The sequence below is a fragment of the Dellaglioa sp. CoH-57-MRSF-16 genome (genome assembly GCF_056782055.1).
In genome coordinates this window covers 132,841-149,838 of record NZ_JBXAXZ010000001.1, presented here as the reverse complement: position 1 = coordinate 149,838, position 16,998 = coordinate 132,841, and the positions used below count along the sequence as shown (strand labels likewise).

General features: G+C 33.7%; 15 protein-coding genes and 1 pseudogene. 9 read left to right on the top strand and 7 right to left on the bottom strand.

All coding sequences use genetic code 11. The features are described from left to right. Positions 1-98: 98 nt before the first annotated feature. Positions 99-965 (top strand): NAD(P)-dependent oxidoreductase, encoded by an 867-nt coding sequence (locus AC1RPH_RS00685; protein WP_481760959.1) that lies wholly within the window; start codon positions 99-101, stop codon positions 963-965. Between the two features lie 48 nt (positions 966-1,013). On the opposite strand, the gene AC1RPH_RS00680 is transcribed toward AC1RPH_RS00685, so the two are convergent. Further along, positions 1,014-1,760 carry a hypothetical protein gene (locus tag AC1RPH_RS00680; RefSeq protein WP_481760958.1) on the bottom strand — a complete coding sequence of 249 codons (747 nt, stop codon included), beginning with the start codon at positions 1,758-1,760 and terminating at the stop codon, positions 1,014-1,016. Positions 1,761-2,097: 337 nt separating this feature from the next. Between AC1RPH_RS00680 and AC1RPH_RS00675 the strand changes: the two genes are divergently transcribed. The 6 genes from AC1RPH_RS00675 to AC1RPH_RS00650 all read left to right on the top strand — a co-directional run bounded on the left by AC1RPH_RS00675 (position 2,098) and on the right by AC1RPH_RS00650 (position 7,266). Further along, positions 2,098-3,186, top strand: a complete 1,089-nt coding sequence (locus AC1RPH_RS00675) for a DUF871 domain-containing protein (RefSeq protein ID WP_481760957.1) — start codon at positions 2,098-2,100, stop codon at positions 3,184-3,186. Positions 3,187-3,294: 108 nt separating this feature from the next. Next, positions 3,295-3,690, top strand: a complete 396-nt coding sequence (crcB, locus tag AC1RPH_RS00670) for a fluoride efflux transporter CrcB (RefSeq protein WP_481760956.1) — start codon at positions 3,295-3,297, stop codon at positions 3,688-3,690. Then, entirely contained in the window at positions 3,687-4,049 is a 363-nt protein-coding gene (crcB, locus tag AC1RPH_RS00665; RefSeq protein WP_481760955.1) for a fluoride efflux transporter CrcB, read from the top strand. Before crcB (AC1RPH_RS00670) ends, crcB (AC1RPH_RS00665) begins: the two co-directional genes overlap by 4 nt. 56 nt (positions 4,050-4,105) lie before the next feature. Next, the gene (locus AC1RPH_RS00660) at positions 4,106-4,975 is read left to right on the top strand and encodes a DegV family protein (protein ID WP_481760954.1); all 870 of its coding nucleotides are present in this window, start codon (positions 4,106-4,108) and stop codon (positions 4,973-4,975) included. A gap of 155 nt (positions 4,976-5,130) precedes the next feature. Beyond that, complete coding sequence (locus AC1RPH_RS00655) at positions 5,131-6,585, top strand: ABC transporter permease (protein WP_481760953.1); 1,455 nt, start codon at positions 5,131-5,133, stop codon at positions 6,583-6,585. 21 nt (positions 6,586-6,606) lie between these two features. Continuing rightward, entirely contained in the window at positions 6,607-7,266 is a 660-nt protein-coding gene (locus AC1RPH_RS00650) for an ABC transporter ATP-binding protein (RefSeq protein ID WP_481760952.1), read from the top strand. Positions 7,267-7,329: 63 nt separating this feature from the next. On the opposite strand, the gene AC1RPH_RS00645 is transcribed toward AC1RPH_RS00650, so the two are convergent. The 4 genes from AC1RPH_RS00645 to AC1RPH_RS00630 form a co-directional block, all read right to left on the bottom strand. Beyond that, positions 7,330-8,088 carry an ABC transporter permease gene (locus tag AC1RPH_RS00645; protein WP_481760951.1) on the bottom strand — a complete coding sequence of 253 codons (759 nt, stop codon included), beginning with the start codon at positions 8,086-8,088 and terminating at the stop codon, positions 7,330-7,332. After that, positions 8,081-8,737 carry an ABC transporter ATP-binding protein gene (locus AC1RPH_RS00640; protein WP_481760950.1) on the bottom strand — a complete coding sequence of 219 codons (657 nt, stop codon included), beginning with the start codon at positions 8,735-8,737 and terminating at the stop codon, positions 8,081-8,083. Before AC1RPH_RS00640 ends, AC1RPH_RS00645 begins: the two co-directional genes overlap by 8 nt. A gap of 152 nt (positions 8,738-8,889) precedes the next feature. Next, entirely contained in the window at positions 8,890-9,237 is a 348-nt protein-coding gene (locus AC1RPH_RS00635) for a VOC family protein (RefSeq protein WP_481760949.1), read from the bottom strand. Between the two features lie 19 nt (positions 9,238-9,256). Beyond that, the gene (locus AC1RPH_RS00630; RefSeq protein WP_481760948.1) at positions 9,257-10,582 is read right to left on the bottom strand and encodes an MATE family efflux transporter; all 1,326 of its coding nucleotides are present in this window, start codon (positions 10,580-10,582) and stop codon (positions 9,257-9,259) included. Between the two features lie 311 nt (positions 10,583-10,893). Here AC1RPH_RS00630 and AC1RPH_RS00625 point away from each other — a divergent pair, with 311 nt between their 5' ends. Further along, on the top strand, positions 10,894-12,201 hold the full coding sequence (locus AC1RPH_RS00625; RefSeq protein ID WP_481760947.1) for a sialate O-acetylesterase: 1,308 nt from the start codon (positions 10,894-10,896) through the stop codon (positions 12,199-12,201). 62 nt (positions 12,202-12,263) lie between these two features. Here the strand turns inward: AC1RPH_RS00625 and treC are convergent, their stop codons facing one another. Both treC and treR read right to left on the bottom strand, forming a co-directional pair. After that, positions 12,264-13,910, bottom strand: coding sequence for an alpha,alpha-phosphotrehalase (gene treC / locus AC1RPH_RS00620; protein ID WP_481760946.1), 1,647 nt, complete (start codon positions 13,908-13,910; stop codon positions 12,264-12,266). A gap of 17 nt (positions 13,911-13,927) precedes the next feature. Continuing rightward, positions 13,928-14,650: a trehalose operon repressor gene (gene treR, locus AC1RPH_RS00615; protein ID WP_481760945.1), complete on the bottom strand. Its 723-nt coding sequence runs from the start codon at positions 14,648-14,650 to the stop codon at positions 13,928-13,930. Positions 14,651-14,845: 195 nt separating this feature from the next. On the opposite strand from treR, the pseudogene AC1RPH_RS00610 reads away from it, so the two are divergent. Next, positions 14,846-16,839 (top strand): annotated as a pseudogene (locus AC1RPH_RS00610) (PTS sugar transporter subunit IIABC). Positions 16,840-16,998 lie beyond the last annotated feature (159 nt).

The window sequence follows — 16,998 nt, the reverse complement described above, 5'->3', positions numbered from 1 at the left end:
AAATTTTGTAGTGGGATTTTATTTTAGGCTTAACTATTATTAATGGCAGTCGTAACCTTAAAGGTGCATACTAAAGAAAATTATAAAAGGAGATTATTATGAAAAAAATTGGGTTTATTGGAACGGGCGTTATGGGCTCAGCAATTGTTAGTTATTTATTGAAAGCGAACTATGAAGTAACCGTGTTTAATCGAACCAAATCAAAGACAGATGACTTAGTTAGCCAAGGGGCAATATGGGCTGATTCGCCACAATTGGTTGCGGCTAAAAGTGATATTATCTTCTCGATGGTTGGTTTTCCTGCAGATGTAGAAGCAATATATTTTGAAGAAAATGGTATTTTTGCTGGTGCTAAAAAAGGCGCAATTGTAGTTGATATGACAACAAGTACACCAACACTAGCGAAAAAAATTGGTGATTACGCGGAAACTCATGAGTTGTTTGCGTTAGATGCACCTGTTTCTGGTGGTGATATTGGTGCAAAGAATGCGAAGCTAACAATTATGGTTGGTGGACACAGTGATGTATATGAACAAGTGAAACCTATTTTTGAAAAGATGGGAACAACAATTGCCTTGTTTGGTGGTTATGGATCAGGCCAACATGTAAAAATGGCTAATCAAATTATGATTGCTGGAACAATGACCGGAATGACTGAGCTGTTAGTTTACGCTAAGGCAGCAAACTTAGACTTGGAAAGTGTCATTAAAACAGTTGGCGGGGGAAGTGCAGCAAATTGGAGTTTAGACAATTATGCGCCCCGAGTTTTAAGTGATGACTATACACCAGGATTCTTTGCAAAACATTTTCTTAAAGATTTGCGTATTGCATTAGACGAAGCAGAAAAAATGAATATTAATCTACCCGCAACAAAAGAAGCTAAAGTACTATATGAAAAATTAGTTGATGAAGATGGATTAGGTAATGACGGTACACAAGCATTAGTTAAATTGTGGTGGAAATAAATAAGTCGATACAACTAATAAATAAGACCATTTCAATATGAGATAGTCTTATTTATTTTTGATGATTTTAACCAGCCAATTTGTAATAAGTAATAAAAACAGCATCAAAATAGTAATTAGACCAATAGATAAGGCAAATTTTGATAGTAGAGTCATCATTAAAGTCTGGTGATTAAATAGAGTTAAGAAATAATAAAAGATAATGATTAAAAGTGCTAATAAACTGAATCCAAGACCAAATCCTTTTCTATCTGCTGAGCTTAAATCAAAACCACCAATTGTAATAGATGTTGTGATTAACAACCACAGGATAAGTCTTAATGACCAAGATTGAAATAACGAGGTGAATAGGTTAAATAACGATTGAGTATTAAATGCTTGGTTAACTAGCATTGTTGATAGTAGATTAAAAGAGTGAGGTAGCAGTAGAATAAAAAGGCCAATAATTACGATTGAACAGCCAATGATGGGCGCAATACCGGCCATTGCTTGTCCAATTTTACCACGCATATTTTTAGGTGAGCTATAACGAACGAATCCAAGTGAGTTATCACCAATTTCGGGATGTGGACGTTTAATTAATTTAACTTCAATGGCGTGAAATCCAAATAAAAAAGCCATTATAGCATGACTTGCTTCATGGATAATAATACCCAATGAACCCAAGTATAATTGTTGATTTAATGATAATTGTTTTTTTGTATTACTGTTCACAGCTGTTAGTAAAAAAGCAGCTACAAGAAGTGGTATAACACTAAGAAAAATCAATGTTATTAGCGTATAAATGGTTTGCATCCTTAAGACCTCCTTCGTGATTAAAATATTAGCACGATTCTTAATATTTAGAAACAAAAAAGAGACTGCTGGGAAGGCAGTCTCTAGGGAGTAAGTTGTAGAGCTAATAAATTAGCTCTCTCTCTCATTACTTTGGAGGAGAAATGAAAAAGTATAAAGGTTAGTTATTTATGTTGTTTTGGGATAAGTTCAATATACAACATGAACCTTAAAATAACCTTAACATTAAGAAAAAATTTAAAAATAATCAAAAGTTTTTTTGGAATGCGCTTTCAATTACATTATATGTCCTTTATAATATTGGTATAGACCTTAATAATATTTAGGAGGAATAATAATGGGAAAATTAGGTATTTCAATTTATCCAGAACGATCAAATTATAATGATGATACAGCATATTTAGATTTGGCATGTAAATACGGGTATAAAAGAGTCTTTACGAGTTTACTCCAAGTGACAGATGGTAAAGATAAGGTATTATCAGAATTTAAAAAGACAGTTGCTTACGCAAATAAACTTGGTATGGAAGTAATGGTTGATATCAATCCTGATTTATTTGAACAACTAAATATTAGTTATCAAGATTTAAAATTCTTTGACGATATGGGTGCATATGGTGTTCGATTAGATTTAGGATTTACAGGTGCAGAAGAAGCAGCAATGACACGCAATCCATATGACTTAAAAATAGAAATAAATATGAGTTCTGGGACTAACTATGTGGATAACATTATGAGTTATTCACCAAAAAGAGAGAACTTATTAGGTTCACATAATTTTTATCCACATGAATACACAGGATTAGAGTATAACTTTTTTGTAGCTTGCAGTGAGAAATTTAAAAAATACAATTTAAATACGGCAGCTTTTGTTAATGCTAAGTCAGCTACTTTTGGACCTTGGCCAACTGCTGATGGACTATGTACATTAGAGGATCATCGACATTTAGATATTGCCACACAAGTTAAACATATGGTGATGACAGATTTAATTGATGATGTGATTATCGCAAACGCGTACGCTTCAGAAAATGAATTAAAAGCAGCATCAGAAGCATTCAACGCCAATTATCCGACGATTAAAATTGAAACGGCAGATGATATTACTGAGGTTGAAAAAGTAGTATTATTTGATAATATTCATAGTTACCGCGGAGATCGTTCAGCGTATCTTTTACGTTCGACAATGACACGGGTTGTGTATAAAGATAAAGAATTTCCTGCACATAATACAAAATTAATTAAGCGTGGTGACGTCTTAATTGATAATGAAGGTTATGGACAATATAAAGGTGAAACACAAATTGCTTTAAAAGAAATGAAAAATGATGGTCGTGTAAATATTGTTGGGCATATTATAGATGATGAATTATTCTTACTCGATTTTTTGAAACCATGGAGTCAATTTAAACTAAGCCAAGATTAGCCTAAATGGATCACTAGATAATTTCTAGTGGTCCATTTTAATTTGGTATTAACTAGATAATTCGGTAAAATGAAGTAGTAAATGTAAAATTGATAAGAAGGTCATAAAATGAATTATATAATTGTTGCATTGTTTGCTTTTTTTGGTGGAATAAGTCGGTACTTACTTGGTTTAACGATTATTCAACCAAATGGATTCCCACTGGGGACATTAATGATTAATGTCGTAGGGTGCTTTATTTTGGCGTTCTTAGTTCAGTATATTGAAACAACCGAAAAAGTCCCAGATTGGTTAACTTTGGGGATAAAAACAGGTTTTATAGGTGCTTTTACAACGTTTTCAACATATAGTTTGGAAGCTGTAAAGTTAATAGAGACGCAACAATGGGGCTATGCACTCATCTATGTGTTAGTAACGATTATAGGTGGACTTTCCATGACATTACTTGGTTATTCATTAGGCAATCGGATTGGAGATTGGCGAATGGAGAGTGAACGTTCATGATGACACTATTAGTTGGGATTGGCGCTGCAATCGGTGCTATGTTAAGATATGGGATAACAAATTTAAGTAATCGATATCTAACTGATCAATTTCCAGTTGGAACGTTATTAATTAATCTGATAGGTAGTTTTATTTTAGGTCTTTTAACAGGAATTAATTTATCTAGTCCGATGTTAGTCTTACTTGGTACTGGAACAATGGGTGGTTTTACAACCTTTTCAACGTATAACTTTGAATTGGTTAAATTAATTAAAAGCCAAAAAATATCGTTATTCATGATTTATTTATTAGCTAGTTATATTGTTGGTGGCTTGATGACACTGTTAGGATTAGTTATTGGTCGCCAAATGGTTAGTTAAATTAAAGTATTCGAGCATAATGTGTGATAGGATAGTAAAAATAGGGATGTGAAATAATGAAAATTGCTGTATTAACGGATAGTTCAGCTTATCTTACAGATGAGATTGTTGAACAATTAGATATTAAAGTAGTAAATAACCCAGTATTATTTGGAAATCATGTCTATCATGAAAATGCCGATTTAACGGCAACTCAATTTTATCAATTATTAAAAACAGAAGATGTTTTACCAACAACTTCCCAGGTATCGATGGGTGAAATGGAAGAAAAATTTAAGGCACTTGCTGCTGAAGGCTATACAGATGTTATTTGTATCCATTTATCATCAGGTATTAGTGGATTAGTTGGTAATCTTGAAGCTTTCGCATCATCTGTTTCGGCCATCAATGTGCATGTTTTTGATTCGAAAATTGATTGCGCGGGGATGGGTAACATGGTTCAATTGGCTGCCACATTAGCTAATAAAGATAAAAACGTTATGGAAATACTTGAAAAGTTAGCCGAATTAAGAGAAACAACACGGGTTCTTTTTGTTGTTGATGATTTAAATCATTTAATGAGGACCGGTCGTTTATCAAATCATTCAGGTTTTGTTGGAAACATATTGAAAATTAAACCGATTTTAACTTTTGATAAAGAAGGTAAAATCGTTGCTATTGGTAAAGAACGCAAAATGAAAAATGCCTATTCTGAAATTAAAGCTCAATTCTCAGAAGCAACACGTTCACTTGATTATCCAGTTCAAATTAATTTAATTGATGCGAATAATCCGGAACTTCAAGCTGAATGGGGACAAGACTTGAGAACTAGTTTTCCTAAAATGAAATTTGAATCGGGTTATATTGGACCACTTGTCGGTGTTCACACAGGTGAAAAATGTTTAGGATTAATCTGGTCGAGAGATTGGAAAAGTCTAATAGATTAAATAAAGAAAACGGTTTTATTATGAATTATTATTCATAATAAAACTTTTTTTTGTATAACAAACGAAAATGTTCTGATAATATTCAAAAATAATTCATAATTATTAGCTATGCTTATTCTTATCAAATAATTTAAGAGAATATGGAGGTAATAAATATGAATTTTTTTAAACGTGCTTTATTAAATCTTAAAGCAAAAAAAGGACGATCTTTTTTACTTGTATTAGTTATGTCAGCTATTATGTTATTCGTTTTAGCAGGATTAATTATTCAAAATGCAGCAACAACTGCGGCAAATGATGCGAAGAAGAGTGCGGGTGCAACGGTGACATTATCAGCTAATCGAGATAAAGCTTTTAGCGAGATGAAAACTTCAAGCTCAAAAACCACTAAACCATCATTAAACTTAGCTGGGGTAACAGTCGCAACAGCTAAAAAAGTTGGTGCATTAAGCAATGTGAAGAGTTACAGTATCACCACTTCAACTACAGCTAATGCTTCTTCATTTGATGCCATTAAAACAACATCGACCTCAAGTCAAAGTGGTGGGATGGGCGGCAAGAAAATGGCAACTTCTGCAACAACGGGTGATATTTCTATTTCCGGTGTAAGTTCAACGGCTAGTGCACTAAATACTAGTGGTGCCAAAATTACAAAAGGTCGTGGTTTAAATTCGAGTGATTTAAATACTAAAAACGTTGTGATTGAATCAGAACTTGCTTCTACTAACCATATTTCTGTGGGCAATACAATTACAATGAAATCAACTGGTGGTACGAAGTATAAAGTTGAAGTTGTCGGTATTTATAAAGCTAGTTCAACTAGTTCTACAAGTATGGGTGGGCCAGGAGCTACTGATCCATCAAATACTATTTATACAGCTTACACATTTGCGAATACTTTAAAAGGTAGTAAGTATAAAGATACGGCCGATTCAGTTGTGTATACATTAAGTGATCCAGCCAAGTCAGAAACTTTCACAAAAGCAGCTAAGAAATTAATTAACACATCTAAATTTTCAATGTCAACAAACGATAGTACTTATCAATCAATGCTGACACCATTGAATAATGTTAAGAGTTTTGCCCAAAAAATTGTTCTATTAGTCGCAGTTGCAGGAACTATCATTCTTGCCTTAATTGTTATTTTAATGATTAGAGAACGTCGCTATGAAATTGGTGTCCTCCTATCATTAGGTGAAAAACGTTGGAAAGTTATTGCACAATTCTTTGTTGAAATGTTTATGGTTCTACTCGTGTCATTAGTTGTTGCCGGAATTGGTGGGAAATTCGTTGGTAATGCAGTAGGTGATCAATTGATAAGCCAACAAACAACGACATCTACAACAGCTACAACTTCAAATGATATGCAAGGTGGAGGCGGTGCGCCAAGTGGTACTAAAGGTGGACAATTTGGTGGAACAGATCCAAGTGGTATACCAGGGCAGTCAGCGACAACTAAATCTGAGAAATTAAAGAATCTAAGCACAACTGTAAGTATCAAAGATTTGGCAGAATTAGGTGGTATGGGTCTGGCAATTATCTTTATCTCGATTATGTTAGCATCGTTAGGTATTTTACGACTTGAACCCAAGAAAATTCTGATTTCATAAATAATAGAAAGGAGTGATTAAATGATTGAAATTAAAGATGTCGCGTATTGGTATGAAAATAAGGATAACCCCTTATTTGAAAAGGTTAATTTAACTTTTGAAAGAAGTAAATCATATGCAATTGTCGGTAGTAGTGGCTCAGGAAAAACAACATTTCTCTCACTAATTGCTGGTTTAGATAAACCAAAATCTGGAGAAATTATATATGAAGGTGAGGCAATCAATAAAATCGGATTAACTCATTATCGAAATAAAGATGTCTCGATTATCTTCCAATCCTATAATTTATTTACTTATATGTCAGCGTTGGAAAACTTAATGACTGCGATGGACATTACCGGAGCAACACATGCTGGTGATAAACAATATGCCTTTGATATGTTGAAAAAAGTTGGTATTGATGAGGATATGGCTAAGAAGAACGTTCAACATCTTTCTGGTGGGCAACAACAGCGAGTCGCTGTTGTCAGAACGATGTGTTGTGACGCACGATTAGTCGTAGCTGATGAACCGACCGGTAATTTGGATGAAGTTAATACGAAAGAAATTATTGAATTACTTCAAGATTTAGCTAAATCACAAGATAAATGTGTCATCATTGTAACGCATGAACCAGATGTTGCTAAAATGTGTGATACGCAATATGTATTGAAGGACCGTGAGTTTCAAGTTATAGAGTAAGAAATAGCCATATGTATAAGGAAAACTTATACATATGGCTATTTTAGTTGATTGATATTTAATTTATCGTAGTTGCTTCTTATCATTAAAAAATTGTTTATATGAAAGATAACAAACACTAATTGATGAGATACTTGTTGCTGAAAGTAACATGAAAGTGACCATGATTTGGTATTTAATCGCAAAGACAGGATCAACACCGGCGAAGATTAACCCAGACATCATTCCAGGTAAACTAACGATACCAACCGTTTTAGCTGAATCAATAGTAGGCGACATCCCTGTTTTGATACTTTCACGGATAATAGGGTATGCTGCTTGTTTGAGATCTGCACCGAGTGCTAGTTTTTCTAAAATCTGTTGGCGTTGATCACGGAAATTACTGTTAAGGTTACGGTAACAAAGACCAATCGCAACCATTGAATTACTAGCAATCATACCAGTAATTGGAATAATTTGTGAAGGAATAAATTTAAGCGTTCCAGCTAGTAGTAAAAGGCCAAGTGTAACGGACGTACTACAAAAAATGGCAATGAACGAAATACGAAAACTATGTGGAATTCCTGCGCTTTTTTTATGTGCACTATACGCAGCGTTAAAGAAAACAATGAACATCATAACTAAAGTTAGAATAATATTATTAATATTAAAGACGTACTTTAAAATGTATCCGACGATGACTAATTGGATAATTGCACGAATGACACTATAAATAATATCTTTTGCTAGGCCTAATTTTTCTTTATATACAATTCCTAGTGAGACAAGTACTAATGAAAAAGCGAAAACGAGAGAAAGATTATTAACGGCTAAATTATGCATGTCTAACCTCCGTTATTTTTCCGGCCTCGATATTAATTAATTGATCAGCCAGTTTTATTTCATTATCATCATGAGTAACAGCGATAATAGTGATTTTATTTGAGTCATTTAAACGATTAATTAATGCGTGTATAATGTTTTTACTTTCTGAATCTAAAGCACTTGTGATTTCATCAAGCAGTAAGATTTTGGGTAAAAAGATTAAATTACGAATTAAGGCAACACGTTGCTTCTCGCCACCAGATAGTTCATTTATTGATTTCTGAAGATAACTGCTGGGTAAGCCTACGGATTCTAATTCAGAAATGGCACGAGATTCATCGAAGTCTTGCTTACGAACGATATAAGGAAACTCCAGATTGTCTTTAACGGTTTCGCCGAATAAAACGGGGGTTTGGAAGCAATAAGAAACAATCCGACGATATTCGATTGGGTCATAACTGTCAATTGATTTTTCATTGAACTTAATATCACCAGATGTTCTTGAAATTAAACCAGCGATTAATTTCAAAACGGTACTTTTACCGCTTCCAGATGGACCGGTGATTGTTAAAAAGTCTCCAGGGTTTACTTGAAAAGAGATGTGGTTCAAGATTGATTGGTTACTAAGTTCTAGTGAAATATCTTGTAAATCAATAATAGGTTGCATAGTAGGACCGCCTTTCTGATATAACTCATTTTCAGATTACCATGTTTAGCTGTGGGAATAAAGAAAAGTATTTTAGAGAATCTAAGCATATAGATTTAAAAACCTAATAGTAGTAAAAAAGCTAACATCGCTTAGATGTTAGCTTAGTAAATCTATTTCTGATAACTAATTAATTCGATTATATGCTGATCTGGATCTGAAATTGTAATCGATTGTGCATTTTTAACATCTTGCTTTTCAATCGGGCCAGAGATAATAGTCACAAAATAATTTTTCAAGTGATTTTCCATAGCGGTCATTGAATCACTAACGACGAAACTAAGTGTCATTGGAATAACATTAGTTGATGGCTCAAAAATAATTTTTTGATGGCCAAAATGAACAGTAGGTAACTCACTATTTTCAATCATAGTCATATCAAAAACTTCATGATAAAAACGTAAACTTCTTTGGACATCAGTTACGGGAATTGTGATTGCTTCAAAACGTTTAACTTTCATAAAATAAGAAACCTTCTTTTTATTGTTTTTTAATTTGTTTATTAAAGAAACTGAATAGGAATACAGTACTGATGACGACAATGATTAATTCTGTGACGGGTAAAGCAACCCAAACACCAGTTAAGTTGAAGAAGTGGGCAAAAATAAATAATAAGCCTAGTAGTAAGACATAACCGCGCAAGATAGCTAGAATAAGTGCATGTTTGGGTTCGCCAATCGCTGAGAAAAACATGCTAAACACAACATTAAGGGATGATCCAAATAAGCTTAAGAAGTAGATTGGAATGCCTATTTCAGCATAATGGATTAACTCTTGGTTGTTACTATTATTGAATAATGCAATAATAGGATCTTTTTCAAAGGTCAATGTAAGGTATAAAATTGTGCCAATAATAAAACTAACAATTAACCCAAAACGTAATATTTGCTTAACTTCTGGCCAATTCCGAATTCCAAATTCTCGACTGAGTAAAGGCTGAATTCCTTGGGCAACACCATTAAAAAGTGATAAAGCGACTAAGACGATGTTTGCGATAATTCCATAGGCTGCGACAGCTGTATTTCCCGCTAAACTTAAAATGACAAGGTTGAAAGCAAAAATGCTGACACCTGTACTCATTTCAGTTAGAAAGACAGGGAACCCGAATTGAACAACTTTTTTTATTGTCTTAAAGTGAATAGACGTTCGTTGGAGCGTTAAAAGACGTCCTTCCTTTTTACGATGGAAGGTTAATATAGCTAAAGCAACAATTGGAGAAACAGCAGTTGCCATTGCAGCACCACCCATACCAAGATGTAATGGGTACATAAAAATATAATCAAAAATGATATTGAATAAACTAGATACTAACATGGCAACCATCGATAAATGTGGATTATTATCGTTTCGAATGAAACTTAAAACGAGATAATTACAAGCAAAGAATGGTGCAGCTAGCAAAATATAAGTTAGGTATTCAGCAGCTAATTTGTAAGTTCCTGCGTTTGCACCTAAAAAATAGAGTAAAGGTTTCATGAATAAAAAGCCTAAGACTGAGAAAGCTAGGCCGAAAATAATCCCAACAATTAAAACCTGTGTGAAAATTTTTTGACTCGCTTTTTGATCCTTAATCTTTAAAATAGAAAATAAAGTTGCACCACCAATTCCGAGTAACAACCCGACGCCATTTAATAAATTAAAGAGGGGTAATACAATATTTAAAGCCGCTAAACCAGTTGTTCCAACCGCATTAGCAATGAAATATGTATCTGCCAGAAGATACACAGATAAACCTAAAGTACTTAAAACGTTCCGTGTGACGTAACCTGAAAGTTCACGACGGATAGAAACCGTTTGATTATTCATTTTGAGCTCCTTATCGGTACCTATTTTTTATAATCTTATAATAATGGACAATAAAAAATAGGTACCAACATCCTTCATTAAAAAATGGCCTCTTGGATGTGATAACTATTATTTTTGTAAAACCCGGCGATTTTACACTGTTTTGACTGTCTTTATTCTAGCAACTATTATTCAAAATAGCTAGGACAAACAACTAAATAATAGTCAAAGTAGCTGACTAATCCATTTGATAAAAAGTCGATAGAGGCTTATCTTATGTTATAATTGTAAAGGATACTTAATGGACAGCGACTAGAAAGAAGGGTTTAACAGTGGCAACAACATTGCGATTAGCACCACTATTTACTAATCATATGGTTATGCAACAAGATCAGACAACACGTTTTTTTGGTTATGCAGAACCCAATCAAGAAGTAACTGTAACGATTTCAATGGGCGGTAGCGAAGATACAATTGAAACAGGAATTGCTGATGATACAGGATACTTTTTAATTGAAAGTATCTCATTTTTAGCACCTACAATTGTGACCGTTCTAGTTAAATCAGGAACAGATAAAATAATTTTACGCGACGTACAATTTGGAGATGTATTCTTGATTGCTGGACAATCAAATGCTAACTTCAAAATGGCTAAAGATGATGAATTTGATCATAATAAAACAATGCCAATGATGAATTTACGTTTTATCAATATACCTGAAAAGCAATCAACAGAAGAAAATCCATGGCAAATTGTTGATGAAGAAAATATTGGTAACGTTACAGCATTAGGCTATTATATGGCTAAGAAGGTTCGTCAATATGATGAATACACACCAATTGGCCTTGTATTATGTGCTAAAAATGGGACTTCAGCTGCAAGTTGGGTATCAGAAAGTACACTAATAAATAACGAGACTTTAAAAGCAGCTTATGTTGATACTAAAATTCCAAGTTTAGAAGAATCCGATAATTTATACGATACGATGTTATCACAAGTGGGTCCTTACCGATTTAAATTGTTAACTTGGTATCAAGGTGAACGAGATGCAGGAATAGATACAAAACATTATGGGTTACTTTTGAAAAAATTAATCCGTGAATGGCGCAAAACGCTTAAACAAAATAAATTACCAACTTATATTATTCAGTTACCACAATATAATCATAAGATAGCTAATTCATGGGCTGAAATTCGCGATGCACAACAAAAGTTTGCAGCAACAGAAAATCGGGTTTACTTAGTTACAGCTATGGATGAAGATTCAGCTAACGAGATTCATCCAAGTAGTAAAAGACAATTAGGTTATCGTGTAATCGAATTATATTCTAATTTTGGTAAATTCGATGAAATGCAAACAAGTCCACAATTATCTGAAATTTCAGCTGATGTAAAACAAATGCGTCTTAACTTTTCAAATTGTGAACAACTTGAAACAACAAATGATATTGATTTAAAATGGATCATGCCAGGGGATGTTTTAAAACCTGCAGTGATTGATTTAGGTACAAATGATATCAAGATTCGATTAGAAGAAGAATCAATTGGCTTACAGTATGCATATGCAAATGTAACTTCTGCCGGCTTATGGAACGAAAACCATATTCCAGTTAGTCCTTTTAAAATCTACTTTGATTAATCTTAATAAGTTCTAAATAAAGCAGCCTTACAATTTAAAATTGCAAGGCTGCTTTATTTTAGTTAGTCAATCAAAAAGGCAACTGACTGATATGGAGCTAACGTCATAGCTGTTTCTAATTTGATATCGGTTGGATAATTATTGATGACAGTTGATATTTCCCCGGTAAATGCAGGTAAAGTAATCGTTGTCGTTGTACCATAGAAATTATTTAAAACAATTAAACGTTGATTTTTTAGTATTCTTTGGTAAGCAAAAACTTGAGTATCGTCCATTAAAAGAGGTTGATAATCACCAACAGAGACAATTGGCAGAGTCTTACGTAATTTAATTAGTTGTTGATAGTAATTAAATATTTCGCCGCGTACTAATTCATTTTGAACGTTGACGATAGACTGATTCATTGGCATCAACCATGGTTTTTCAGCTGAGAACCCTGCATACTCAGAGTTATTCCATTGCATGGGAGTACGACTATTATCACGAGATTTTGCTTGAATAATGTCTAAGGCTTCAGTTTCACTGAGTCCTTTCGCTAATAATGTTGGGTAAATGTTTTTGGTTTCAATATCATTATAATCAGATAAATGCTGATATTGAGGATCGCTCATCCCAATTTCTTCTCCCATATAAATAAAAGGCGTTCCACGTAATAAATGAATAGTTGTCGCTAGCATTTCGGCAGATTTTTCACGAAAATGGACGGGATCACCAAAACGATTAATAGCACGAGGCTGATCATGATTATTCCAAAATAAAGCGTTCCAACCATGACCAGCTGTCATACCTAATTGCCAATCATTTAGAATGTTTTTTAAACTCATAAAGTCAAAAGGCATCGTCGTCCATTTATTTCCATGGGTATAGTCAACTTTTAAATGGTGGAAGGTAAAGACCATTGATAACTCGTTGTTTTTGCCTAACGTGTATTCAATACAATTATCGATTGAAGTAGAAGACATTTCACCAACGGTCACAGCATCAGGGTCTTGACCAAAACTAGATTCGTTAAGTTCTTGTAGATATTGATGAACTATTTTTTTATCTGTATACATAAGTCTACTATCAGTACCATAAGGTGCATCAAGTAAATTGACATCTTTACCGATGACATTGATAACGTCGAATCGGAAACCTTTAACACCTTTGTTGCGCCAAAAATTAACAATCTTGGCCATTTCTTTTCGAACTGCTGGATTATGCCAATCTAAGTCTGCTTGAGTTGGGTCGTAGAGATGAAGGTAGTACTTACCCGTATTTCCGAAAGCTTCCCATGCAGGACCACCAAATTTAGAATCCCAATTAGTTGGAAGCGAGCTATCTGGTTTTGCTCCACGAATATAATAGTAAGCCATATATTTTGGATCACCTTTTAGCGCTTTTTGGAACCATTCATGTTCAGTTGATGTATGGTTAAAAACCATATCCATCATGACATCGATGCCTACAGATTTTAGCTTGGTAACAAGTTCATCAAAATCAGCCATAGTACCAAACTTAGGATCAATATGATAATAATCTGAGATATCATAGCCATTATCATTTTGTGGTGATATGAAAAAAGGATTAAACCAAATCATATCAATATTGAGTTGTTTTAAATAAGGTATTTTAGCGATAATCCCTTGTAAATCGCCCAGGCCATCATTGTTACTATCATAAAATGATTTTGGGTAAATTTGATAAATAATTTTATCTTCAAATGTCATCGTTATTCTCCTATTAGTTATATTTTCTTCGTCCGTCGTGCAAAATCAACAAAACTAAAACGATCTGAGCGGTGAATAGCTTCGGTAATCTGAAATAAACGACTATCTTGTAAATAGGTTTCACTTCTTATGACAACAACAGATTCTGTTTTTGGAATGTTTAATAATTTTTGGATAGTTGTATCTGCTGGTTCAACTGTAATTTTTTTAATAGCATAACTGATTTCTAAGCCTAATTTATTTTCAAAATAATCATAAAGCGAATTTTGGGCAACTGCTAAAGGTATCTCAGGTACGATATCTGAAAGTATGTAGTCACGATCAATAACACTGGGTTCATTTTTAACAAGTCGTAGACGTTCAATAAATGTCGCTTTATCGCCAACAACAGACTTAGGTGCAAAACTCTCTATAGGAATAGTTGTGACAAGTAACTGTCTAACTTGTGTTTCCGAATTCATTTGAAGAGACTTATTCAGTTCCTCATATGAAGTAATACCTGAGACGGGAAAAGCGAATCGTTGAATATCTAAAACAAGCGATCCTTTGCCTCGAATTTTTTGAATATAGCCATTGGTTAGTAAATTTTGGAGAGCCTTTCGAATTGTTTCGCGAGAAGTACCGTATAAATGGCTCAATTGAATTTCACTAGGTAGGAATGTTCCTGATGCGTAAATATTATGTGTGATTTTAGTGACAAGATCTTGATAAATACCTAAATGTTTATTTTGGTTCGTCATAATAGTCACCTCCAATGATAAGGTTATTTTAACATAAACATTCTAGTCTATACAAGTATATATAAATGTTAATTTAAAAGAAAAGAAAGCGTTGACATCCTGTATAGACAGGTTTATTATAAGGATAACTTGAAAACGCTTAATCGCTGTAAGCGAATCTAGTTAAATAAATTAAAAAAAATGGGGGAGAGAACAATGTCGATTTTTAAAAGAAAACAAAAGGTAAATGATGATAAGTTTTACGCACCAGCAACTGGGGAGTTAATTGATTTAGAAAATGTGAGCGATTCTGTTTTTGCTCAAAAATTAATGGGTGATGGCTTCGGATTTAAACCAACCGCAGGGGAAATTTATAGTCCAGTATCTGGAACTATAACATTGGTTGCATCAACAAAACATGCTATCGGATTCACGATGGATAATGGACTTGAAATTTTATTACACATGGGTGTTGATACGGTTGATTTAAAAGGTGCACCATTTGATATTAATATTAAAAAAGGTGCTCGTGTTCATGGTGGTGAATTACTTGGGACTATGGATTTAACACAAGTTTCTGAAGCACAATTAGACAATGTTTTAATGGTAGTAATTACAAATACACAAGATAAATTAGACAAATTAACATTATCGGAACCACAACCTTTTGAAGGTGGCACGGAAGTGGGATCTGGTACTGCAAAAGGGGAGGAATAGTTATGGCAAAAGATTACACACAATTAGCTACAGACATTATCAAACAAGTCGGTGGTAAAGAGAATATTAAGAGTTTAATCCATTGTATTACGCGGTTACGATTTTACTTAGTTGATGAAAGTAAAGCAGACGATGAAGTGATTAAAAATTTAACAGGTGTAATTGATGTTCGTCATGCTGTTGGACAATATCAAGTTGTTATTGGACCAGCTGTTACTGATGTCTATGATGCAGTTATTGCACAATTAGGAACATCATACGCAGGTGGCGAGGTCGATGCTGCCGATGATGCACCAGCTGAGGAAAAACCAACAACATTCCGTGGAAAATTGAATGCTGGATTTAATACTTTGATTGGTGTTATCACAGGTTCTATGATGCCAGTAATTGGATTATTGGCTGCTAGTGGTATTTTAAAAGGATTACTTCAAATGGCTGTCGATTTTCGTTGGACAGAAGCCACATCACAGACTTACATTTTCTTATCAGCCATGGGAGATTCAGCATTCTATTTCTTACCTATTATTGTTGGATTCACAGCTGCACAGAAGTTAAAATCTGATCCAATTATTATGGCTATTGTTGGTGGTGTCTTGGTATATCCTTCACTTTTTGGTATTGCAACAGGAACAAAAGTGTTTGGACAACTTTTGGGGATGTCATTAAATACTAACTTATTTGGGATTCCAATTCATATGGTTAACTATACTTACAGTATTTTCCCAATTATTGCTGGAGCATGGTTAGCACATTATGTTGAAAAAGGACTCAAAAAAGTTATTCCACAAGTTTTACGAATGATTTTTGTACCATTGTTAGAAGTTATGATCGTTTCGGCCGCTATTATCATTATTGTTGGACCTATTATTACGTTAATTAGTACAGGTATTTCTATTATTTTAAACACAATTTTAACAGCAAACTACCCAATTGCAGGTTTTGTTATTGGTGGATTATATCAATGTTTAGTTATCTTTGGTTTACATTGGGCAGTTGTTCCTTTAATCGCAAACGATATTGCTTCAAAAGGCTACAGCTACTTAAATGCAATTGTTTCAATTACAATGGTAGCTCAAGGTGCTGCTGTAATGGCAGTTATGATTAAATCAAAAATGGCTAACATTAAAGAATTATCTGGTGGTGCAGTTATTGCAGCATTCAGTGGTATTACAGAACCAGCTATTTATGGGATTACCTTAAAATATGGGCGTGTCTTCTTAGCAGCTAATATTGGTGGTGCAGTTGGTGGATTAGTAGCCGGACTATTAAACGTTAATATGTACGGATTTACTGGTTCATTAATCGGATTCCCTTCATTCTTTACACCTTTAAAGTTTGGTGGAGGAATGAGTAACGAAATTAACTTTTGGATTGCATCAATTGTTACAATAATCGTAGCATTTGGTTGTACTTGGGTCTTTGGATTTAAAGATTCCGATGTACTTGCTGAAAAAGAAGTTAACCGTCGTAAAACAATTGGTAAAGATGCATAGAATTGTAAATTAACTAAAATGTTTATGTGATTATATAAAAATGTCAAAGGGATATTTATCTCTTTGACATTTTTTTTGTAACAGATAAATTATTTGACTATCTAAGTTTACAAGTGTAAACTAAAAATATAAATTAATGGAGGCGGTATAAATGGATCA